At 55.6% G+C, this 22,035-nt stretch carries 21 protein-coding genes and 1 other annotated feature; of the genes, 19 read left to right on the forward strand and 2 right to left on the reverse strand.

Features of this window, described 5'->3' with window-relative positions:
• The first annotated feature begins 21 nt into the window (after window positions 1–21).
• From hemC to JC200_RS22385, 5 genes are all read left to right on the forward strand, one after another.
• Window positions 22–933, forward strand: a complete 912-nt coding sequence (hemC, locus tag JC200_RS22365; protein WP_274433939.1) for a hydroxymethylbilane synthase — start codon at window positions 22–24, stop codon at window positions 931–933.
• Window positions 857–1,834 (forward strand): uroporphyrinogen-III synthase, encoded by a 978-nt coding sequence (locus JC200_RS22370; RefSeq protein ID WP_274433940.1) that lies wholly within the window; start codon window positions 857–859, stop codon window positions 1,832–1,834. The genes hemC and JC200_RS22370 overlap by 77 nt, the downstream gene beginning before the upstream one ends.
• A gap of 22 nt (window positions 1,835–1,856) precedes the next feature.
• Entirely contained in the window at window positions 1,857–2,849 is a 993-nt protein-coding gene (gene hemB, locus JC200_RS22375) for a porphobilinogen synthase (protein ID WP_274433941.1), read from the forward strand.
• A gap of 3 nt (window positions 2,850–2,852) precedes the next feature.
• On the forward strand, window positions 2,853–4,145 hold the full coding sequence (hemL, locus tag JC200_RS22380) for a glutamate-1-semialdehyde 2,1-aminomutase (RefSeq protein ID WP_274433942.1): 1,293 nt from the start codon (window positions 2,853–2,855) through the stop codon (window positions 4,143–4,145).
• Window positions 4,146–4,324: 179 nt separating this feature from the next.
• Entirely contained in the window at window positions 4,325–5,683 is a 1,359-nt protein-coding gene (locus tag JC200_RS22385) for a LysM peptidoglycan-binding domain-containing protein (RefSeq protein ID WP_274433943.1), read from the forward strand.
• Window positions 5,684–5,815: 132 nt separating this feature from the next.
• Here the strand turns inward: JC200_RS22385 and JC200_RS22390 are convergent, their stop codons facing one another.
• On the reverse strand, window positions 5,816–5,977 hold the full coding sequence (locus JC200_RS22390; protein WP_274433944.1) for a hypothetical protein: 162 nt from the start codon (window positions 5,975–5,977) through the stop codon (window positions 5,816–5,818).
• 187 nt (window positions 5,978–6,164) lie between these two features.
• On the opposite strand from JC200_RS22390, the gene JC200_RS22395 reads away from it, so the two are divergent.
• The 4 genes from JC200_RS22395 (at window position 6,165) to murC (ending at window position 12,494) form a co-directional block, all read left to right on the forward strand.
• Window positions 6,165–6,647 (forward strand): hypothetical protein, encoded by a 483-nt coding sequence (locus JC200_RS22395; protein WP_274433945.1) that lies wholly within the window; start codon window positions 6,165–6,167, stop codon window positions 6,645–6,647.
• Window positions 6,648–6,730: 83 nt separating this feature from the next.
• Window positions 6,731–6,942: a binding site (T-box leader), on the forward strand.
• Between the two features lie 40 nt (window positions 6,943–6,982).
• A complete protein-coding gene (locus JC200_RS22400; RefSeq protein WP_274433946.1) occupies window positions 6,983–9,652 on the forward strand; it encodes a valine--tRNA ligase in 2,670 nt (889 codons plus the stop codon).
• 60 nt (window positions 9,653–9,712) lie between these two features.
• Window positions 9,713–11,035: a bifunctional folylpolyglutamate synthase/dihydrofolate synthase gene (locus JC200_RS22405; RefSeq protein ID WP_274433947.1), complete on the forward strand. Its 1,323-nt coding sequence runs from the start codon at window positions 9,713–9,715 to the stop codon at window positions 11,033–11,035.
• A 64-nt stretch (window positions 11,036–11,099) separates the two neighbouring features.
• Complete coding sequence (gene murC, locus JC200_RS22410; RefSeq protein ID WP_274433948.1) at window positions 11,100–12,494, forward strand: UDP-N-acetylmuramate--L-alanine ligase; 1,395 nt, start codon at window positions 11,100–11,102, stop codon at window positions 12,492–12,494.
• Between the two features lie 67 nt (window positions 12,495–12,561).
• Here murC and JC200_RS22415 read toward each other — a convergent pair whose 3' ends face one another.
• Entirely contained in the window at window positions 12,562–12,729 is a 168-nt protein-coding gene (locus tag JC200_RS22415) for a hypothetical protein (protein WP_274433949.1), read from the reverse strand.
• Between the two features lie 174 nt (window positions 12,730–12,903).
• On the opposite strand from JC200_RS22415, the gene JC200_RS22420 reads away from it, so the two are divergent.
• The 10 genes from JC200_RS22420 to minD all read left to right on the forward strand — a co-directional run bounded on the left by JC200_RS22420 (window position 12,904) and on the right by minD (window position 22,029).
• Window positions 12,904–14,058, forward strand: coding sequence for a type IV pilus twitching motility protein PilT (locus tag JC200_RS22420; protein WP_274433950.1), 1,155 nt, complete (start codon window positions 12,904–12,906; stop codon window positions 14,056–14,058).
• 12 nt (window positions 14,059–14,070) lie between these two features.
• A complete protein-coding gene (locus JC200_RS22425) occupies window positions 14,071–14,835 on the forward strand; it encodes a prepilin peptidase (RefSeq protein WP_274433951.1) in 765 nt (254 codons plus the stop codon).
• Window positions 14,836–14,969: 134 nt separating this feature from the next.
• Window positions 14,970–15,785, forward strand: a complete 816-nt coding sequence (locus JC200_RS22430; RefSeq protein WP_274433952.1) for a G5 and 3D domain-containing protein — start codon at window positions 14,970–14,972, stop codon at window positions 15,783–15,785.
• A gap of 210 nt (window positions 15,786–15,995) precedes the next feature.
• Complete coding sequence (locus tag JC200_RS22435) at window positions 15,996–16,940, forward strand: hypothetical protein (protein ID WP_274433953.1); 945 nt, start codon at window positions 15,996–15,998, stop codon at window positions 16,938–16,940.
• Window positions 16,941–17,138: 198 nt separating this feature from the next.
• Window positions 17,139–17,807 (forward strand): RadC family protein, encoded by a 669-nt coding sequence (gene radC / locus JC200_RS22440; protein WP_274433954.1) that lies wholly within the window; start codon window positions 17,139–17,141, stop codon window positions 17,805–17,807.
• A gap of 49 nt (window positions 17,808–17,856) precedes the next feature.
• Entirely contained in the window at window positions 17,857–18,891 is a 1,035-nt protein-coding gene (locus tag JC200_RS22445) for a rod shape-determining protein (RefSeq protein ID WP_274433955.1), read from the forward strand.
• 75 nt (window positions 18,892–18,966) lie between these two features.
• A complete protein-coding gene (gene mreC / locus JC200_RS22450) occupies window positions 18,967–19,833 on the forward strand; it encodes a rod shape-determining protein MreC (RefSeq protein WP_274433956.1) in 867 nt (288 codons plus the stop codon).
• The gene (mreD, locus tag JC200_RS22455; RefSeq protein ID WP_274433957.1) at window positions 19,830–20,348 is read left to right on the forward strand and encodes a rod shape-determining protein MreD; all 519 of its coding nucleotides are present in this window, start codon (window positions 19,830–19,832) and stop codon (window positions 20,346–20,348) included. The genes mreC and mreD overlap by 4 nt, the downstream gene beginning before the upstream one ends.
• Window positions 20,349–20,508: 160 nt before the next feature.
• Window positions 20,509–21,177, forward strand: a complete 669-nt coding sequence (locus JC200_RS22460; protein ID WP_274436631.1) for a septum site-determining protein MinC — start codon at window positions 20,509–20,511, stop codon at window positions 21,175–21,177.
• A 51-nt stretch (window positions 21,178–21,228) separates the two neighbouring features.
• The gene (minD, locus tag JC200_RS22465) at window positions 21,229–22,029 is read left to right on the forward strand and encodes a septum site-determining protein MinD (protein WP_274433958.1); all 801 of its coding nucleotides are present in this window, start codon (window positions 21,229–21,231) and stop codon (window positions 22,027–22,029) included.
• The last annotated feature ends 6 nt before the right edge of the window (window positions 22,030–22,035 follow it).

The following is a 22,035-nucleotide window of genomic DNA, read 5'->3' on the forward strand; positions in this document are numbered from 1 at the left end:
TGGTCAGCGAGGTTTTGTCACGTGCGAACGATTCGTGTTGTGTCTCGTCGAAGTCAGCTTGCCATGGCACAGACAAAGTGGACTATTGAACGTCTGCGAGCCGCGGTTCCAGCTTGGGAATTTGAAATTGTCCCAATCGTAACACAAGGCGACCGTATTCAAAACGTACCGTTGTCCGAAGTCGGGGGGAAGGGATTATTCGTCTCCGAAGTCGAGCAGGCGATTGCGCAAGACCATGGCGACATGACTGTACATAGTCTCAAGGACGTGCCCGCAGACCTGTTGCCGGGTTTGGTTCTAGCAGGGTATCCAGAGCGCGTTGAGCCAAGAGATGCATTGGTGAGTCGGCAGAACTTACGGCTCGCAGACTTGCCGCAACACGCACGCATCGGGACGTCGAGCCTACGGCGAGCCGCGCAGTTGCGCGCGAAGCGACCGGACTTGGAGATTGTTTCAATTCGCGGCAACATTGATACACGACTACAGAAACTCGAATTGGACGGTCTCGACGGTGTGATTCTTGCAGCCGCGGGGCTTGTGCGCATGGGATGGGATGACCGAATATCTGAACTCTTGGCGCCGGACATCTGCCTTCCCGCCGTCGGTCAAGGCGTCCTCGGCATTGAATGTCGCGCCACGGACGCAGACCTGATAGAGGTCCTTCAGGCGATTACGCACGAACCGACGCGCACAGCGGTGCTGGCAGAGCGCACCTTTTTGGGGCGTCTTGAGGGTGGGTGTCAGGTGCCAATTGCAGGATATGCTCAGGTGCTGCCGACGGGAGCGGTGTCCATGACTGGTCTGGTGGCCACGGAAGACGGGCGACGTGTGCTGCGCGCGCACGCGGAGAGAGAGGATGCTGTTTCCGCCGGGCAAGTCGTTGCTGACGACTTGCTGGCTCGCGGTGCAGCAGAGATTGTCGCACAGGGTTGAATTTCTCGGAATTCTGGCGCTGGAACCATCGGGAAGGCGAGGTGACGTGATGACGCAAACAAGTGAGGACCCGAGCCGAACAGAGTCGCCACTGGCTGGTTGTACTGTGTTGATTACGCGACCGCAAGCCGCGTCACAACCGTTGGCAGACCGCGTGCGCGCTTTAGGCGGGCGGCCGCTTGTCGCACCGCTGATTGAAGTCACTTATCCAGACCAGGAACTTACTTTCGAGCCCCCGTTCAACTCGTTCTCAGACCGCTTTGATGCTGTGGCTGTGACGTCGGCCAACGCCGTTCGAGGTTGGATGCAGGGTGACGCATTGAATTCACGCCGTCAGGCGGTGTCTGGTGCGCGCTGGTTTGTAGTTGGTGAACGAACGCAGCACGCGCTGCAGGCCGTCGGCATCGATGGAGATGTTCCGGAAGGGTGTAAAACTGGCCAAGACCTCGCCGTTTACCTCGCCGAGCAGCGAGCGACTGAGCGTATGATGGGTAGCCGCATCCTGTATTTGCGTGGCTCTCTAGCCAGCCCGGTGTTTCGTCAAGTTCTTAGCGACGCGGGGTGGCAGGTGACGGAGTGTATTTGCTACGAAGTCCGCTCGGCGCCTTGGCCAGACAGCGCCTGGCAAGCGTTTCTCGAAGCCCCTTCGCCGCGGGCGGTTTTGTTGTTCAGTCCATCGGCTGTGCAGACGCTTGTTCGTCACCTGACAACGATGGGGACGCCGCCCGCGTGGCTGCACGGAACGGTAATCACCTGCGTCGGTACAACCACAGCAAAGGCCTGCACCGAGTCCGGGTTACCGGTGCATGCCATTGCGACCCGCCCCGACCAAGATGCTCTGTTGTCTGCCACCGTGACTGCGGTGTCCGACGCTCGGAACCACTCGCCATTCAGCGTCTGAAGAAAATGAGGAGGGAACAAGCATGCTTGAGAGCTTTGACCGTCACCGCCGACTCCGCACCACACCCGCCATGCGCAGACTGGTTCAGGAGTTTCGGTACACACCGGAGGACTTTATCTATCCAATGTTTGTGCAAGAAGGGCTACATGGGCAAGAAGAAATAGCCGCAATGCCGGGTGTCTATCACTACGGTCTGGAAGAATTCCGTCAAGAAGTGCTCGAACTCTCGAGACTCGGTGTACCGAGTATTTTGCTGTTTGGAGTCCCTGAGGAAAAAGACGAACTCAGTTCGAGTGCGTATGCGGAAAGAGGGATTGTGCAGGAGGCGGTTCGTGCGGCCAAAGAGGAGAACCCCGACCTTCTGGTGATGACTGATGTGTGTCTGTGTCAGTACAACCAAGCGGGTCACTGTGGCTTGGTTCAGGATGGGAAAATCGTCAATGACCCTAGTCTTGACTTGCTAGCTCGCACCGCGGTTTCTCATGCTGCGGCGGGTGCTGACGTGGTCGCACCCTCGGACATGATGGATGGCCGGGTTGCTGCCATTCGCGCAGCGCTCGACCGCGAAGGTTTGATTGACACGTCAATTTTGTCATACGCGGTGAAGTACGCTTCTGCCTTTTACGGACCTTTTCGTGAAGCGGCACACTCCACGCCAGCGTTTGGCGACCGTAAGACCTATCAAATGAACCCGGCAAATGTCCGCGAAGCCGTGCGCGAGACGGCTTCTGATTTGGCTGAAGGTGCCGACATGGTGATGGTCAAGCCAGCACTGTCGTATATGGACGTGACGAAGACAATCCGGGATCAATTTGACGTGCCTGTTGGCACTTACAACGTGAGTGCCGAGTACAGCATGGTGAAAGCCGCGGCAGCACAAGGATGGATTGACGAACGAGCGATGGTGACGGAAATTCTGACTTCGTTTAAACGCGCCGGCGCAGACTTCATCCTCTCGTATCACGCAAAAGACGCGGCGCGCTGGCATCGGGAAGAACTAGGGTTGGAGGGATAAGCGGTGATTGGACCGAAATCCGTTGAGGCTTTCGAACGCGCGAAAAGAGTCATGCCAGGGGGCGTGAACAGTCCCGTCCGCGCATTTCGCGGCGTAGGGGACCAACCGTTATTTGCAGGCCGAGGCGAGGGCGCGTACTTGTTCGACATTGACGGGCACCGTTACGTCGACTACTTGCTGTCGTGGGGACCGTTGATGTGGGGACACGCACATCCCGAAATCGTATCAGCGGTTAAGCAAGCGGCTGAGCGAGGTACAAGTTTCGGTGTGCCAACAGAGATTGAGACTCGTATGGCAGAGCTTGTCTGTGAACTCGTGCCGAGCATCGATGTTGTCCGGATGGTGAATAGTGGCACAGAGGCGACTATGAGTGCCATTCGATTAGCCCGTGCCTACACCAAGCGGCGCTTCATCGTCAAGTTTGCTGGCTGCTACCACGGACACGCGGACCAACTGCTCGTCAAAGCTGGCTCTGGCGTAGCCACGCTAGGCTTGCCGGACAGTCCAGGAGTGCCACAGGAGACCACAGAGTTAACGCTCAGTCTCCCCTATAACGACAGTGAAGCGTTGCGTGCCTTGTTTGCGGAGCGAGGTGACGAGATTGCCTGCGTGATTGTCGAACCAGTGGGCGGCAATATGGGTTGCGTCCCACCCGTTGAGGGGTTCCTACAGACGATTCGGGAAGTAACACGGGCCGCTGGGGCACTGCTCATCGCAGACGAAGTGATGACCGGCTTTCGTGTCGCATTGGAAGGTGCCGCAGCTCACTTTGGCATCGATCCCGACCTAGTGACACTTGGCAAGGTAATCGGAGCGGGGATGCCCGTTGGAGCATACGGTGGTCGTCGCGAGATTATGGCTCTCGTGGCACCGCAGGGGCCTGTCTACCAAGCTGGGACGCTCTCTGGAAACCCGCTCGCGATGGCAGGGGGGCTAGTGTCGTTGGAGCTCTTGCAACAGGCCGCGGCAAATGGGTTGTATGAGCGGCTGCAGGGCTACGGTGAACGCTTAGTGGCGGCTTTTCTGGCGGCTGGACAGCGCGCGGGCATTGAAGTGAGTGGAACGGCCGTCGGAGGTATGTTTGGCCTGTTTTTTCACCCCGGTCCTGTTCGTGACGCCACCGCTGCGGCGGCGTGTGACAAGGCTCTGTACGCGAAGTTTTTCCACGGGATGCTTGACCGAGGTGTACTGTTTGCACCGTCTCAGCTCGAGTCCGGATTTCTATCGGCGGTTCATTCGGACGAGGACATTGCCTATACCGCGTCAGCGATCGCAGAGACTCTCGGAGAGCTTTGAATCGACCTTGGAACGTCGATGTTGTGCCTTCGGGCGTGCATGGCCCAGCTTATTCAGGGTCGCTTGCACGCCCTTTGGGTCTTCAGCGTACCGAATGGACTACCCCCTGTTGCGACATAATGAGCCGCAGTCGGACATAGATTGATGGTGGAATAACGCGAGTTGAGGGGGGAGCGCATATGAGTGAGTTCGACCGTGCCCCGATCATCCGACTGCAGATCGACCAAGAAGTATTTCAGGATGCAGTGCGGGATGGTGACGAGATTGACGATGCCACTGTGGCGACCGAGGTGACGTCGCTTGAACGTGTCGGTGACGCGTACGTTCTGGAAGGAGCCATCGTCTTTGCCGGGTACATCAATCGCGCGAGTGAATTGGGATCGGAGCCTCAAGCCACCGCGGGGTTTGTCCAAACACAGGCAGCGGACTCTGGGCAATCGCCGAACGGCTCTGCCTTACACAACCGTTTGCCATTTGTGTTGCGCGTACCCGCGAAGTCTCAACCGAGGGGACTTGTCAACGTTGCTAGCCGAATCTCAGCATGGCAACTCACGTCTGTCAGTCCTGGGTGGATTCGCGTGGTTGCCGACCTGAGCATTGTAGGTCTCTCCGGCGCCCATGGATACCACTTTGAGTGCGGGTCCCAGGAGGACGGAGACGTATTGTTTGGGCGAGACGACAGCGCCAATTCGGCGGAGGTTGCCGATGGTCATGCCGATAGTCAGCAGGCAGCAACTGAGCAACCAGCGACTGACGACATGTCACCGGATCAACAAAGTGCGCAAGCTACACCTGAGCTCGACCTCCAGTTGACGCGTGGTTCCCGTGACCATGATGTCTCTCCAGCTGGTGGCGCCCCACAGGAAGACGACGGCTTAGCTGCGGCTGAGACGATTAGCCAAGCTCGCGGTGGCGCAGCGACCGACAACACAGAGCCACTGCGTAGCGGGCAACAAGCGGGTGACACAGCACAACGTGAATTGGCAAGTCTGGACAAGGCGTACGGAGGTTCCGTTCGCGACGAAGTGTCGTCGGTTGCTGACGAACGAATGACCAAGCGGGAGCCTGACGCGAAGAGTAACGTTGTGGAGTTTGACTTCGAGCACCAGGTGTCACCACGTGAATTGCACGATGCGTACACTCCTCGTGAAACGGCAGAGGCAGCCTACCGCGGCGGCGCAACCGAGGCGGTCGGTGACGAACCGGACAGTGCAGAGGTCGAAGACGGGGGCGCAACGGAGCTAAGTGAAGCCGAGGCGACTAGCCTGATTATGCGTGGCAGCCCGGATGAGGAAAACAGTGATGGCAATGTGATTTCCAGTGAATTGTGGTCGTTTGTTGACTTCAATTCACCTGAACACTTTTACACGTTGCGATATGTGATTGTGTCAGAGGAAGAAAACCTGGCGTCCATCGCGGACCGCGTTGGAGTCCTCAAATCAGACCTCATGAGGGCGAACGAGATTTCGGAAGAAGTGGTGCAGCCAGGCCAGGCGCTGGCGGTACCGGGACGTCCAGTTCTGCAGTTAGACCTCTGAGCTTACGGGAAATCCATATCGTGTGCACAGGTGGAAAGTGGTGATGAACACCACTTTCCATTTTTTGTACTCGCAGTTGGAGCGATTGGAGCGAAGGGAAGCAATGTGTTCAACGGCGAACGACTTCCAGAATTAAGGTGGACCGACAAACATCGCTGCAAATACCATGAACAACAGCATGAGCACAATCAAGTCCAGTGGCGTTGGCCAGAAAATGGCGCGCATGAATAGTAGACAAATAGCAATGGCCAACATCAGGCGTACAAACCTGGCGATCAGCAGAAAAAAGCCCATGTCCGTCCCTCCTCCTCGTCCTATGTATATGCGCGGTGGGCGACAAATGTCCAAGACTACGCGGTGACACCAATGAGTCGAGTTTGGTAAGATGGGACAAGCGATGAGTAGGTGTATGTCGGCATGAAGACTTGTTTCCTGCAAAGTCTTTTAGACACGGTGACACCTCGCGTCAGGAGGAATCAGTTTGCCGGAGTTCAATTTTTCGAAACCAGTCGTAAATGGGTGGCACTGGAGGACCTTGGCCCTCACAGTGGCGGCGATTGCAGTTCTGCAGGTGATTTTGAACCTGGTCACACGGTACTCAGTCGCCACAACTGCGCCGCTTGGAGTGCTGTTCGTAGGTTACCTGGTAATCCCCAAGATTAAGGAACGCCGCCTTGGCAATGCCTTGGTTGGGGTGACCGCAATCTTTGTGATTGACTTAATCCTCCAGGTGTTGCTCGACACGCACGGAAAGAATGCTGTGAGCCAAGCGGTTTTTGTCGAAGAGAACGGGATGAGTTTACTGCTTGGAGCCTTTGTCTGTTTTGGTTACACGCGGATGACGGATTGGTCCGACCGCAAGCGCGAGGAACGTGAGGCGCGACGGCGTGCACAGACGTCCCCGGCTCAGGCCGAGGTACACCCCACACGTCGCCATCACAGCAAGAAAAAGCGGCGCAAATAGAACGGTTAAGGCCTACGGCCGACGCGGTCAACTTGACATCGTTTCGCTCCTCTGCGTAAGATGTTTCGTATACAAGTTGAATCGTTTTGGCCATGATGAGAAGGAGTAAAGCCGCGAACTTCGTCCAGAGAGGAACAGACTTGGCTGAAATCTGTCCCGGAGAATCGGTTTGAATGTCGTCTCTGAGCTGTGTATACCGGTTCATCCCGTTATCGATGAAGAGTGCTCGATGGTTTGCGCTGAGTGCGTATAACGTCGGGAATTCAGGTGGTACCGCGGAGCCTCCGTCCTGATTCAGGACTGGAGGCTTTTTTGACGAAAAGGAGAGACTACGCATGGCCTCACTAGAGCCTCGGTCACTGACAACTGCTTACGATCCATCCCAAGTGGAACACCGAATCTATCAGTATTGGGAGTCGGGGGGATTTTTTGAACCCACGGGTGACAGGAACGGGAAAGGCCCGTTTTCAATCGTCATGCCTCCGCCGAACGTCACCGGTTCACTGCACATCGGTCACGCGTGGGACAATACGCTGCAGGATATTATTGTGCGATATAAACGGCTAGTTGGTTTCGACACGCTGTGGGTGCCGGGGACAGACCACGCTGGGATAGCCACACAGGCGAGAGTTGAAAAGGCGCTTCGCGAAGAAAACGGCCCGAGTCGGCACGAACTTGGACGGGACGCATTTATTGAAAAAGTTTGGGCCTGGAAGGAACAATATGGGAACACGATCACCAATCAGGTGCGTGCTCTCGGGGCCTCATGCGATTGGAGCCGCCAACGCTTTACGATGGATGAAGGTCTGTCCACAGCGGTTCGCGAAGTGTTCGTGAGTTTGTATGAAAAAGGCCTGATGTACCGCGGTAACCGCATTATCAACTGGTGTCCGCGGTGTGGGACCGCGCTGTCAGATATTGAGGTTGAACATGTGGAACAAGACGGGCAACTCTATCACATCGCTTACCCACTCGTTGGCGGGACAGGCGAAGTCGTGATTGCGACCACTCGCCCAGAAACGATGTTCGCCGATGTCGCGGTGGCAGTGCACCCGGACGACTCGCGCTATCAACACCTGGTTGGCCAGGAAGTTCGCCTGCCGTTGACGAACCGAACCATCCCACTCATCGCGGACAGTTACGTGGAAGCGGATTTTGGTACGGGTTGTCTGAAAATCACGCCAGCACACGACCCGAACGACTTCGAAGTCGGGGAACGCCACGATTTGCCAAAACTTCAGTGCATTGACGCAGATGGACGATTGAACGCACTCACGGGGTCATATCAGGGGCTGACGAGGGAAGAAGCGCGGACGAAGGTGGCGGCTGACCTCGAAGCGGGCGGTTGGTTGCGTCAAATCGAGACGATTCACCATGCAGTGGGGCACTGCAGCCGCTGTGACACTGTGGTCGAACCGTTTTTGTCGGACCAGTGGTTCGTGCGCATGCAACCGCTAGCGGAGCAAGCGCTGCGCGCACTGGACAATGGAGAGGTTCGCTTCATACCAGAACGGTTTGAAAAGGTGTTCGTGCACTGGCTGACGAACGTTCGGGATTGGTGCGTATCACGGCAGTTGTGGTGGGGTCACCGCATCCCAGCTTGGTACTGTGGGGATTGTGGTGAAATTACGGTTTCCAGAGACACGCCAGTCGAGTGCGAACACTGCCAGAGTCACAACATCGAACAGGATGAAGACGTACTAGACACCTGGTTTTCTTCGGCTTTGTGGCCGTTCAGCACGATGGGGTGGCCGATTGAAACAGAGGATTTCAAACGCTACTATCCGACCAGTGCGCTGGTCACCGGCTATGACATTTTGTTCTTCTGGGTTGCAAGAATGGTCTTTACTGGTCTCGAGTTCACAGGCAGAATGCCGTTTGCAGACGTGGTCTTGCACGGTCTGATTCGGGCGGCAGACGGAAGAAAGATGTCGAAGAGCCTCGGTAACGGGGTTGATCCGATGGAAGTGATCGACCGTTATGGCGCCGATTCGTTGCGATTCATGTTGGCAACGGGCTCAGCGCCTGGCAGCGACCAGCGTTTTCACTGGGAACGTGTTGAGAGCTCCCGCAACTTTCTCAACAAGCTGTGGAACGCCGCGCGCTTTGTGTTGATGAATCTTCCGGATGACGGCGTTGTCCAAGAAATTGACCGGAAGCAGTTACAGCTGACAGACCGGTGGATTTTGCACCGCCTTGCAGAGACAGTCGAGGAGACGACAAGAAGCCTCGAACGCTATGATTTTGGCGAAGCTGGACGGGCACTGTACGACTTCACTTGGGATGATTTTTGTGATTGGTACATCGAGTTTTCGAAGCTCTCTCTTTACGGTGCAGATGAGGGCGCCAAAGCGCAGACTCGGGCTGTTTTGGTGTATGTTTTGCGTCAGCTTCTGTGTCTGCTTCACCCACTGGTGCCGTTCATCACGGAAGAGATTTGGCAGGCCATCCCAGGGACGGAGGGTGCTCTCATCACGGCGACTTGGCCCGGAGGACTTGAGCAATGGAAAGATGCGGAGGCCGCGAAGCAAATCTCTGTCGTGCAAGAAGCTGTGCGTTCACTTCGAAATCTAAGACAGGAAATGGACTTGCCACCAAGTCGACAAATCACGGTGGTTGCGCGCACCGCCTCAGCGGAATCGACACAACTGGTGTCGGCCACACGGCCGTACTTGATGCGATTTGGCAATATCGCAGAACTTGACGTCAGTGAGCAGGCTGAAGCGCCAGAGTACGCTGTGACGGTAGTGGTGAGCGGAATTGAACTGTTTGTCCCACTGGCAGGTCTTGTCGATATCGATGCGGAGCGGCAGAGGTTGGCGCAAGAAGTGTCTCGTCTGACATCCGAGGTTGATCGCGCAGAAAAGAAGTTGGGGAATCCGAAGTTTGTCGAGAAGGCCCCAGCAGATGTAGTGGACAGTGAGCGGACGAAGTTAGCGGACTATCAGGCGAAGTTAGCCGCTGTTCGGGAACGGTTACGCGCGCTCGAGCAACCTGGACCGTGACACATGAATGGAAGTCTGCGTGTCAGGTCTGTGACTTTTCCAGTGGGTGGCGAATAAATTATGGCGGTGGCAAACGCTGACGGCCTAGACTGGCTGCGGTCGCTTTCTCGGTTTGGTGTGAAGCCGGGTCTTGAACGAACCATGAAAGTCTTACAACACCTAGGGCACCCGCAAGACTCTCTGGTGTTTTTGCATGTCGCTGGAACCAATGGGAAAGGTTCAGTATGCGCGCTGTTAACGGCACTTCTCTCACCGCGTCTACGCGTTGGCGTATTCACGTCGCCAGCTGCACTTTACCGAGGGAGGTTCACAGTAGACGGTACATCACCAAATGACGCGATGGTCGCTGCCTTGGCTGAGGAAGTCCGCTGTGTATGTGAGCAGCATTCACACGCCGATCCTTTAACGGAATTTGAAGTGCTCACGGTCATGGCAATTTTGTACTTTGCCAGACAGCGCGTCGACGTCGTTGTGTGGGAGACAGGTTTAGGCGGCCGTCACGACGCAACCAACGTCGTGACACCGCTGGTGACGGCCATCACGAATGTCGGCCGTGACCATCTGGATGTACTCGGTCCCACCCTGTGGCATGTTGGTTCAGACAAGGCGGGAATTGTCAAAGCAGGTGTTCCGCTGGTGTCTGGCGCTGAGGACGAAGGAGGCCTAGCCGTATTGGCCGCGGCGTCTGAGATGGGGGTGCGTCCGTCGCGGCTGGGTCTCGACTTTGCTGCAGTACGTACAGCTCTGTCGGCAGTCGGGCAGATGATGAACTACCGTGGGTTGTGGCAGGACATCTACGGCCTGCGCGTACCGCTGTTCGGTTTGCACCAAGTGCAAAACGCTGCGATAGCTCTTGCTGTATGGGAGTGGGCGGGCGCGAGAGGTCTGCCGGTGTCGATGACGAGTCGCGAAATCGCGGCGGGTCTGGCAAGAGCAGAGTGGCCAATGCGGTTTGAAGTACTGGCTCGAGGCGACGTGACTGTAGTGCTGGACGGTGCTCACAATCCTGATGGCGCCCTTCGCCTAGCAAACGCACTCGCGGAGTGGGGCGAGTTGTTTGAGGAAAGCGCGAACGATTGGACACTGGTTGTAGGGGTGTTAAGGGACAAAGACGCTGTACACATTTTGGGACCGCTGTTGCGTGTGGCACGCCGTGTGGTCGTGACTGAGCCGGACTCGTCGCGCGCGCGGTCCGCAGAGGAATTGTCGAAACTCATTCAAACCCTGCGCCCCGGACTGGAAGTTGTGGTCTGCCCTCAAGTGAGTGAAGCATTAACGCGGGCAGTTGCATACGGTAGCCCTGTGTGTTGCAGTGGTTCCTTGTATACAGTGGAAGCCGCGAGGGAGTCTATGAGGTACACTGGAGTTATCGGTCATTCGTGATGAAGTGCGAAGTTACGAACGTAAACGGTGCACTGAGATTTTTGCAGCAGGGACGGTGAAGCATGTGAGTCAGCCACAACACGTGCACTTTGTCGGCATTGGCGGCTATGGCATGAGTGCGATTGCCCGCGTGATGCTCGATTTGGGGTACGAAGTATCGGGATCGGATGTCTCTACTCCGGAATTGGCTACACGTCTCAAGGAACGTGGGGCTCGGGTGTATCTCGGTCATGCACCGAGTCAGGTCACAGGAGCCGATGTGGTCGTATACAGCACGGCCGTTCCCGCAGATAACGTGGAGCTAAAGGCCGCACGCGACCAGCACATCCCCGTCATCCACCGGTCTGAGATGCTGTCGAGATTAATGGCCGACAGAACAGGCATCGCCATCGCAGGCGCGCACGGCAAGACGACTACGACTTCCATGATTGCCTACGTGATGGAACGCTGCGGATTAGACCCGACGTTCGTGATTGGTGGCGTGGTGAACAATATTGGTGACAATGCGAAGGCTGGCGCAGGCCAGTTTGTTGTCGCAGAGGCAGACGAAAGTGACGGCTCATTCTTGCACTACCATCCGCAAATTGCCGTGGTGACTGCAATCGAGGCAGACCACCTTGAGTACTATGACGGAAGTTTTGAAAACCTGAAGGCTGCCTATGCCCAGTTTATACGACAGATACCTGCTGAGGGTCTGTGTGTAATGTCGGCGGAAGACAGCCACATCAGGTCGCTGCGCAATGAGGCCGCGGCGAGAGTGTACACGTTTGGGATCGAACAGGAAGCTGACTACATGGCAAAACAAGTCCAATTGCTGGACCGCGGCAGCCGGTCAGTTGTTTACTATCACGGACAACGCTTAGGGGAGTTGGCGCTGTCTGTCCCTGGACGAATGAACATTATGAACGCGCTGGCAGCCATTGTGGTGACACTGGAGGCGGGTTTGTCATTTGAACAGGCAACTGCTGAACTGGCGACATTTCATGGCGCGAAACGCCGGTTTCAGGTGATTTCGGAGGCATCTGACGTCCTCGTGATTGACGATTACGCGCATCATCCCACAGAGATTACTGCCACAATCGCGGCAGCGCGCACGACCGGCCGTAGAATTGTCGCCGTATTTCAACCGCAGCGGTACACTCGAACATACTTTCTGTTCGACGCATTCGCCAGGGCTTTTGAAGGTGCCGATGAAGTCATCATCACGGACATTTACTCACCGCCAGGTGAGCGGCAGATTGAGGGTGTCACCGCGGAGAGGCTTGTCGAACAAATTCGTGTGCACAGCAACCCGAACGTTCGCTTTTTGCGCTCGAAGGACAATGTGTATGATTACCTGCTTGCGACTGTAACAGCAGGAGATTTGGTTTTGACGATGGGGGCCGGCGATATTTGGCAGGTAGCGGTGCGTTTAGGAACGGTGTTGCAGGAGAGGACAGAAGAAGAGGCGACCATGTAGCGTGGTAAGCATGAGCATCAAGAGAAAGGCGTGCTGACCAGTCGCGGTCACCACGCCTTACGAAGCGTCAGCGTCGGTTTAACATCTGTTTGGCACGTGCGTACAAGTAGTACCCACCTGCCACCAAAATAAACAACAGGGCTACTCGCAACAAGAAGTGAAGGAAAATTGAAAGTAGCAACAATGCGACAACAGCAGACAGAAACCAAGCAATCGTGCGAAATGCGCCGTGCATTCCATCACCCCTCACAGGAAAAATGTGCGTGAAGCCCACTCTGCTTAGCAGACGTCTGTTCCCGCGAACCGCCAAGCTTGTCCGCTCAATCATATCATACCACAGTGAGAACTTTTCCCACTCATCCGTGTCGAACAACCGAAAATAATGTCGGTTCTGTGAGCTGACCGACAGGTGCAAGGAATCAGGTCGTTCCTTGTCGAACGGTTGATGTCGTCGAATGTGGACGGGAGTGGTACCGTGTCGAACGAGGCGAATGTCACGACAGGGTCAGAGTGGCAACAAGTCGAGGGTGCCCTATGGCTGCAGGAGGCGGCAAATGCCGGTGCCTCTGACCTGCATGTAACGCCAGGAGGCTTTTTGATGGCAAGAGTCGATGGACGGTTGGTTCGTCGCAGTGAGGTCAGAGTTCCGACCGATGTGGCTCGGGAATTTGCACAGGGACTAGTAGGACAAGGGGGCTGGGAGACACTCCAGCAAACAGGCCAGGTCGACGTGTCGTTTGTGCTTCAGGATGGGCTGCGCTGTCGTGTCCACGCCTATCGGACAAACGCTGGTATCAGCGTGACAGCTCGTATCATTCCCGCGTCTGTACCGGATTTTCACACGCTCGGTTTACCACGTCAGGTATTAAATTTCATCTACCAAAGTCAGGGGTTGGCACTGTTGACTGGCCCCACCGGTTGCGGGAAGTCGACAACGCTGGCGGCTCTTGTCAATGAGCTTAACCACAGCCTTCCGAAACACGTGGTCACGCTCGAAGATCCAATCGAATTTGTATTCGAGAATGACGTCGCGCTCATTGAACAGAGAGAGATTGGTCTGCACACGCAATCCTTTCAAACTGGGCTGCGTTCAGCACTCAGGCAAGTCCCAGATGTCATTGTGGTCGGTGAGATGAGGGATTTAGAAACGATTTCCACCGCGGTTACGGCCGCGGAAACAGGGCACCTAGTATTGGCAACGCTTCATGCCCCGGATGCGGCAGAAGCTGTGCATCGCATCATCGACGTGTTTGAACCACGTCAACAGGCTCAGATTCGGACACAATTGGCCGGAGTGTTGCTTGGCGTTGTCACACAGTCGCTGCTGCCGCACGCATCTGGCCATGGCAGAGTCCCGGTTTGTGACGTACTGGTCAATACTTCTGCTGTGTCGAATTTGATCCGCACGGACAAAGTACACCAACTGCAAACTGCTATGCAAACTGGAAGACAGTTTGGTATGCAGACGATGGACATGCATCGGGAGGAGCTAATCCGATTAGGGGCCATCACTTCAACGCAGACTGCCGCGCAGTCTGTCTCAGCCGTTGGTCACACGCTGTAGAGGAGTGGAACGATGCCGATTTCGTTGACATCAGTGAGCGCCGCCGCCTTTGTCTTCGGCGCCGTTGTGGGGTCGTTTTTGAATGTCGTTGCGTATCGGGTGGTACGTGGGGAATCGATTGTTCACCCCCGGTCCCATTGCACGACCTGCGCAACTACACTGAGCCCAGTGGAACTCGTTCCACTCCTCTCGTGGCTGTTTCTGCGCGGTCGTTGCAGGACGTGCGGGGCGGTCATACCGATGCGGTATGCAGTCATTGAACTTTGCACTGCAACTCTGTTTGCGCTAACCACTGTGACGGTTCCCTTTGGACTGAAGTGGTTGGCTTGGGGGGTGTTTTGGGCGCTGCTGACCACGGTTGTTGCAACTGATTTGACTGCCATGAGAGTCCCCAACGTATTGTCATTGGGCGGGGCCGTAGTGGTAACCGCACTCGTAGGTCTGTCTGGCATCCACCCTTGGTGGAGTGGGTTGCTTGGTGCACTCGAAGCTGCCGGCGTGCTCTTGCTGCTACAACTGGTCTCACGGGGAGGAATGGGGATGGGGGACGTCAAGTTGTACCTCTCCGTCGGCGCGATGCTCGGGTTTCTACCGGGGCTTGAGTCGCTAATCGTTGCTTCATTGTTCGGGTCCGTTGTGGGGCTGTCGATGCGCGCAGTCGGTTGGCTTCGTGCACGTGAGCATGTGCCGTTTGTACCTTACATCGCAATTGGTGTAGTTGTCGTGGTGTTCTTTGGGCACACGATGTCTTCCTGGTATCTCAGCCATGTCTTGTAGGTGGAAATTGACTGGATGGAACCGTTTTACAGCAGGTACCATTGCGTTCCACTTCATGATCTTCTATACTGTCCCCAGCCTAGGTACCCAGTGGTTCTTCCCTTTCCCCTCAATGCTTAGGGAGAGGTGATGGAGTGCGTCTACCAAGGTCCAAAACCTTGTCGGTTGGTGCCACAGTACTGGCGCTGGTCGGTTTAACGGCAGTGACGGTACCCGGAATCGATTACAAGGTGCAAGACAGTGGGCAACGCAACAGCCGGGGAACGAGACAACAAGGCAGAGCCCAAGTACAAGCGCCCAAGGCGGACAGTCGTGCTCGTTGGATATCGTATAGCCCCGAGAAAACTGTCCCGCACAAGTCGTTTGCACAAGAGCAACTCGCTGCACATGTGGCGACAAAGACGCAAGCATTACCGTTTCAGACCGTCCGCCGGGGTACAGACCGACTTTACAAAGGACAGCAACGCGTCCTGACGAACGGTGTGGAGGGGTTACTGCAGGTACAGACAGCACGCGTCTACCAAACCGGTCATTTAGTATCAAGCCGAGTCGTACAGACTGTCTTGCGGCATCCGGTTGACTGTGTGATCGAGTTTGGTACAAAGGTTCGCCCACCTGTAACACCGCATGCGGTCACCAAGCATGCACCATTGTCAGGACGCAGCAGCGAATCTGGCATGGTCGCACTGCAAACGTTGACCGTCGTAGCAACCGCTTATGTGGCAGGAGGTAGGACGGCAGTCGGCGTTCCCGCTGAACCTGGCGTGATTGCTGTCGATCCACGTGTAATTCCACTCGGAACGAAGGTTTACATCCCTGGGATCGGAGTGGTGCACGCGGAAGATACGGGGAGTGCCATTATCGGCGACCGTATCGACATTTGTATGGCCACACAAGCAGAGGCCGACGCATGGGGCGTGCGCACGATTACAATCTACGAGATCAGATAGTGACCGTTGCGTATTGCAATGCAGGTCGACGGGTAAAGGGAGCCACGGGGGAAATTCAGATACAGGTTGCACTCGACACTAGGCGAGAAATCCGCACAGCCCACGCTGTGCGGATTTCTATGTTTTCTGCCACAAAATAAAATATCTCATAGTTTGGCGTGTGAATTCATAGACTGTACGGACAACCGATGGAGCGGAGGAGGCAGCGACATGGCGCTGACAGAAAGCGTTCAGGACACAGAGCAAGCAGCTGAGTCAAAGGCGAACGGTGGTGTGACGGTCCGCGTAGGGGAAACGTCATGGGTGGTCGGAGACTTCTCGGTTTCAGAGGCAGTACAAGCTGTTACAACTGGACGGGCTGTTCCTGAAGTTTCACACGAACAGGTAAAGCAAGGAGTATTTCAACCTTTTAGGCGACCAACGCTTCGCGATAGTTTTAAAACGGGGCTTGTATTCGGACTCGCGATGGGTTGCCTGGGTTTGATTCTATTTCATCAAATGCCTACGATGGCTGGGGCTGCCGCAGCGACCCCTGTTGGTGCTTGGCCGGGAAGTGCAGCCATGACGGGTTCCACCGTCGTGATGCCGGCCGTGAGCGCATATGCGCTCGCTGTCGGTGAATACCCTAATGACACGAGTGCTCGGGCGGCACAAAGCAGACTCGAACACAGCGGAGTGGCGAGTGTGGTCTTCCCAGATAGTCTCAGCCGGCGCAGTCTGGTAGTGCAAATGGCAACACAGGCATCGGCCTTGTCGACTGAGGCCAATGTGCTACGACGCCACAACATCCACCCCACGACAGTGCACCTGGCGAGCTCAGTGCGGACGATCCCGACACTGTCATCGACTTCTCAGAAGGACGGAACCCGTATCTCTGCATGGCTGTCGGCAGAAGTTAGCGCCGCAAATACGTTAATGGCCAGCTTGTCGGATGGCGAAACAGCGCGCGACGCGCAAATGGCGACCGAGAAAGCTTTGCAACTGCAGCCCAGTGCTGCCGTGCTCGGGGCGACCGGATACGGAACGGCGCTTCAAGCCGTGGCGCAGAATGTGAAAAATGCAGAACAGCAACTTTTACAGCACCACACAGCACAAGCGGAGTTGGATGTGCTGTCAGCTTATAGCACGCTTGCGTCGATCAACTATCAATCTTGAGTCGAAATGACGAATGGTTGTCGAATTCACTCGCATTCCCCACAACTTTTTCACATTCCATACGCTATACTAGTAAGGCGGTTGCAGGTTTTTGTGCACCAGCTCGTCCAATAGAGTGTAATTTGGCCGCATCGCGTTTGCCGCCCCACGGAAAACCCCCTATCGTGAGAGACAGACTTCTATGAGGGGGCGTTGCACGTGGTTGTGCAAGGCGAGGAAGCTCCACGGGAACGACTGTTGCGTCAGGGCGCGCAGGCACTTCGCAGCGATGAGTTGCTTGCTGTTATTCTTCAGTCAGGTAGTCGGACAGTAAACGTCCTAGACCTTTCGGCACGTGTCATTCACGAGGTTGGCGGCGTTTACGGACTGCTGGAAGTGGAAACGGAAGAGTTAATGCGCATTCCTGGGATTGGTACAGGAAAGGCGTTGCAGATTGCTGCTGCGGTAGAACTCGGGCGACGGATCGCACACAAACCAGTACAGACAAAGACACAAATCCGGTCTGCAGATGATGCCGCAGAGTATTATATGGATCGGTTGAGGCACCTTAAAAAGGAGCACTTTATCACACTGCACTTGGACACCAAACACCGCATTATCGGGGAAGACGTAACCTCGGTTGGCAGTTTGGATGCTTCCATTGTCCACCCACGTGAAATATTCAAACTCGCAGTGAAGCGCAGCGCGTCGGCCATTTTATGTCTGCACAATCACCCGAGTGGAGACCCCACGCCCAGTCCGGAAGACATCGCAGTGACGCGGCGGTTGGTAGAAGCAGGTCGCCTCCTTGGTATTGATGTGCTTGACCACATCGTGGTGGGCGATGGTCAGTTTGTGAGTTTGAAGGCTCGTGGGGCGATGTCGTAAGCTATAAATAGACCTGCAGATGCAGTGTATGTGAGAGGAGATTTCGTACATGTTTGCCGGTAGAGATATGGGTGTCGATCTCGGCACTGCCAACACTTTGGTCTACGTAAAGGGCCGCGGGATTGTCGTGCGTGAACCGTCCGTTGTCGCAATCCGAACGGATAGCAATACCATTGAGGCCGTGGGTGAGCAGGCAAAACAGATGATTGGGAGAACACCAGGCAACATTGTTGCCGTGCGTCCCATGAAAGACGGTGTGATCGCCGACTTTCAGACGACGGCTACCATGCTTCGGTACTTCATTCGACAAGCGATGAAAAACAAGTCGAACTGGTCGGGAAAACCGCGTGTCATGATATGCGTGCCGTCTGGCATCACGGCCGTGGAGAAGCGCGCCGTCGAAGATGCAGCCATTGAAGCCGGTGCCAAAGATGCACAGACGATTGAGGAACCGATGGCCGCAGCCATAGGGGCGGGTTTACCGGTGGGAGAACCTACAGGAAGCATGGTGGTTGATATTGGCGGTGGGACAACGGAAGTCGCCATTATTTCCTTAGGCGGGATTGTCACAAGTCGGTCTATTCGCGTCGCTGGAGACGAGATGGACGAGGCGATCATTCAGTACATAAAGAAACAGTACAACCTGATGATCGGCGAACGCACTGCAGAAGATATTAAAGTGACCATTGGAACCGCCATCACTCCAGACGATGATGATCCAACAGTGGATATCCGAGGGCGCGATCTGGTGACCGGGCTTCCTCGGACCTTCACCATTCACTCGTCAGAGATCAGTGCAGCGCTTGCAGACACGGTAGGTGCTATTCTCGACGCGGTGAAGGTGACTCTGGAAAAGTCTCCGCCAGAACTCGCAGCCGATATCATGGACCGCGGCATTGTCTTGACTGGCGGCGGCGCGTTGCTTCGCAATCTCGACCGGATGCTGAGTGAAGAGACGGGAATGCCAGTAGTTGTTGCGGAGAACCCGCTCGATTGCGTTGCTGTGGGCACTGGCAAAGCGCTCGACAACTACGACGTCTATCGCAAGCGCAATGCGGTCTCGCGCAAGGCCAGACGAGGATAGCGGGGGGCCTGTCTCCGCGGTCGGGAGAGGGCCGAAGGGCAGGTTAACAACCGTGTAAAGGATGTGGGGATGCGGGTGTCCCGAATACTTACCAGTCGGCGATTGTTCATTCTGTTGGCCAGTGTCATCGTCTTGATCATATTGGCTGGCGTGACTCTACAGTCTTCTGGCACTGCTGTGTGGCCTGAAAGTGTCGTCATGGACGTTGAGAATACAGTGGGTAGCTGGGTGTATCGGCCAATCAGCCAGTTAACAGGATTTTTTGGAGGTTTACGTGACCTTCACCAAATGTATGTACAGAACGCCGAGCTAAAGACGGAGATGCAAAACTACGGCCAATTACGGAATCAGCTGGCAGCGCAGCAGGAGGAAAACGCGCGGTTGGCACAAATGGTCGGATTTAAAAGCGGCAAGGGCAGTCAGTTTCAGCTGCAACCGGCTCACATCGTGGGGAGGACCCCATCAAGTTGGACGTCTGTCGTGACGATTGACGTCGGTACGGCCGACGGAGTGCAGACCAACATGCCAGTTGTCTCCACCGACGGCAGCTTGGTCGGGCGTGTGCAAATGACGGCTGCGCACAGTGCAAAGGTACTGCTGCTCACTGATACGCAGGTCGGAGACAGTGTTTCGGCCAAGGTCCAGGTCTCAGGTGCGGATCAGCCGTTCGGCGTGGTTTCGGGATCGACCTCGGTGGGGGGAGACCTGGTAATGAATTTTCTATCCCCGTTGGCAAATGTTAGTCCTGGCAATGTCGTCGTTACGTCTGGTCTGAGTTCTAGCTTGTTTCCTGCCGGGATCGAAATTGGAACGGTTGTCAAGGTGCAACAAGGTGTCCAGGGCTTGACGCAGTCTGCTGTGATTAAACCCTCTGCCAACTTCCCGTACTTGGAAGATGTATTTGTTGTGGAAGGGAAAGCCGGAAAGGCGGGCGCAAAGTGAGGAACGTCATCGCCTTTTTCGTGCTCTGGTTCGCCCTAATTATTGAGTCCACGGTGTTTCAAATTCCACCGATCTCTGCAATTCAGCCGAATTTGGTGCTCGTGGTCGCGGTCATGGTTGCAATGACGCGTGGGCCACGGGCAGCCATGTTGCTAGGGGTGCTGGTCGGCCTGATTCAGGACATTGAATTCGGCTCGTTCATTGGACTCAGCGCGTTTACGTACGGCGTTGTGGGGTACTTTGCCGCCGCCTCCTTCAGTCAGTTTTTGCACAAGAACGTGTCCATCGCGTTCCTCGTTACGATTGTGTTTACGTGGTTGCAGGTGTGGATCACGTTTGGGTTAACCCGCTTGTTCGATGTAACTGGTTTTGCGTGGCAATCGGTCATGGCGGATTCACTGTCGAAGATGATTCAAAATGGCATTGCGCTGCTGATCCTCTATGCGCCACTGCATTTCGCATTTGCAGATAAACCGGGAAATCGCTACCGAAGCAAAGCCCCTGACTCCCTGTGAACCACGGTCGCCTCCTGACCAAAGCCAGTGCAGGAAATTGGACGTCTCATCGCGAAGTACCTTCCGTTCAATCTATCTGTGAGCTTAGCCTTGCAGACATTGTTTAAGGGGCTAGTGGCCCTGCCGCACAGAGCGGCGTTCAGGAGGGAGCCAATTGGCGGTGAGGGTGAGACAGCCCGGACAGCCTCCGGTTGCGATCAAAGGAACAAGAGACGGGTTGCTGTTCTTACTGGATGAATTTTGTCCCTTTGACGCGCTGCTTCTCCACCTTGACGAGGTTTTAGACGGTGAAGGTGCAGTCCTGTTTTCGGAGGGTGAGGTTGCTGTTTCCATTGATTTCGGGAACCGAACGCTGAGCAATGCTGAGCATCGGCAACTGCTCGAGGTTTTTCTCAAACGCGAGAACTTTATGATTCGGGAGTTCGGCCCCCGCACGATGAGCAAACAGTCTGTCGTGCCAGAGGAGCGACGTTTCAAACAATCTGTCGTGAAAGGTGTTGTGCGAAACGGGCAGTGTCTGACGTTTGACGGCGATGTGGTGTGGATTGGTGATGTCAATCCTGGAGGCACTATTGTCGCTTCCGGAGACATCTATATTTTCGGACGTCTGCGCGGAGTCGCGCACGCGGGTGCGTCTGGACTGACTACTGCAGTCATTGCTGCCGCAGAGTTTGCGCCTCTTCAGTTACGGATCGCAGATATCGTGAGTCGGGCACCCGAAACACAGCATGGTCGGTCGGCTGTCGCGTTTATGGAATTCGCGTATGTCAAGGATGGTGTCATGGCTGTCGATAAACTTGCTTATCGCGCGAGTCTCGTCGGCGAATGACAGACCACAAAACCTGTACTATTGAGATAAGGTTTGGGAGGATTCATCGGGATGGGAACCGCGATTGTCATAACATCGGGCAAGGGCGGCGTGGGAAAGACGACTTCGACCGCCAATATTGGTACAGCGCTGGCGCTCCTCGGCAAGCGGGTTTGTTTGGTTGATTCCGACATCGGTCTGCGCAACCTGGACGTAGTGCTGGGCTTAGAAAACCGCATCATTTTCGACATTGTGGATGTGGCGACAGGGGAGTGCCGCCTCGAACAGGCGTTAATCCGCGATAAGCGATTTGATCAACTTTTGTCCCTGCTTCCTGCGTCGCAGACCCGGGATAAGACTGCTCTGACTCCTGACGCAGTGCGGGAGATTATAGGTGCTTTGAAAGAGTCTCACGACTTCGTCATTATTGACTGCCCTGCTGGTATCGAACACGGATTTCAGGTCGCGATTGCGGGGGCCGACCGCGCGATTGTCGTGACCACTCCGGAAACACCCGCCGTGCGTGATGCGGACCGAGTGATTGGACTGTTGGAAGCCGCGCAGATTCATGCGCCACAACTGGTCATCAACCGCATCCGCCCACAGATGGTCAAGCGCGGGGAAATGCTTGACATTGACGAGATTATGCAGTTGTTGGCGATTGATTTGCTCGGGATTGTACCCGATGACGAAGCCATTATTCGCAATGCAAACCGCGGCGAACCGACAGTGATGAAACCAGACACCAAGGCATCGATTGCGTATCGCGACATCGCTCGGAGAATTTTAGGCGATGCAGTGCCGCTGATGGTTCTCGACGAACAACCCGGCCTGTGGGGGCGCATGAGGCGCTTGATTGGCGGGAAAAGGTAATCTTTT

It is taken from the genome of Alicyclobacillus sp. ALC3 (assembly GCF_028751195.1).
Classification (GTDB): domain Bacteria; phylum Bacillota; class Bacilli; order Alicyclobacillales; family Alicyclobacillaceae; genus Alicyclobacillus_L.

Excerpts from the sequence above, each read along its gene's own strand:
- JC200_RS22405 (WP_274433947.1), top strand. The coding sequence starts at position 9,713 with ATGGCGGTGGCAAACGCTGACGGCCTAGACTGGCTGCGGTCGCTTTCT.
- JC200_RS22385 (WP_274433943.1), top strand. The coding sequence starts at position 4,325 with ATGAGTGAGTTCGACCGTGCCCCGATCATCCGACTGCAGATCGACCAA.
- JC200_RS22435 (WP_274433953.1), top strand. The coding sequence starts at position 15,996 with ATGGCGCTGACAGAAAGCGTTCAGGACACAGAGCAAGCAGCTGAGTCA.
- JC200_RS22370 (WP_274433940.1), top strand. The coding sequence starts at position 857 with ATGCTGTTTCCGCCGGGCAAGTCGTTGCTGACGACTTGCTGGCTCGCG.
- JC200_RS22425 (WP_274433951.1), top strand. The coding sequence starts at position 14,071 with ATGCCGATTTCGTTGACATCAGTGAGCGCCGCCGCCTTTGTCTTCGGC.
- JC200_RS22415 (WP_274433949.1), bottom strand. The coding sequence starts at position 12,729 with ATGCACGGCGCATTTCGCACGATTGCTTGGTTTCTGTCTGCTGTTGTC.
- hemB (WP_274433941.1), top strand. The coding sequence starts at position 1,857 with ATGCTTGAGAGCTTTGACCGTCACCGCCGACTCCGCACCACACCCGCC.
- minD (WP_274433958.1), top strand. The coding sequence starts at position 21,229 with ATGGGAACCGCGATTGTCATAACATCGGGCAAGGGCGGCGTGGGAAAG.
- JC200_RS22390 (WP_274433944.1), bottom strand. The coding sequence starts at position 5,977 with ATGGGCTTTTTTCTGCTGATCGCCAGGTTTGTACGCCTGATGTTGGCC.
- JC200_RS22445 (WP_274433955.1), top strand. The coding sequence starts at position 17,857 with ATGTTTGCCGGTAGAGATATGGGTGTCGATCTCGGCACTGCCAACACT.
- JC200_RS22400 (WP_274433946.1), top strand. The coding sequence starts at position 6,983 with ATGGCCTCACTAGAGCCTCGGTCACTGACAACTGCTTACGATCCATCC.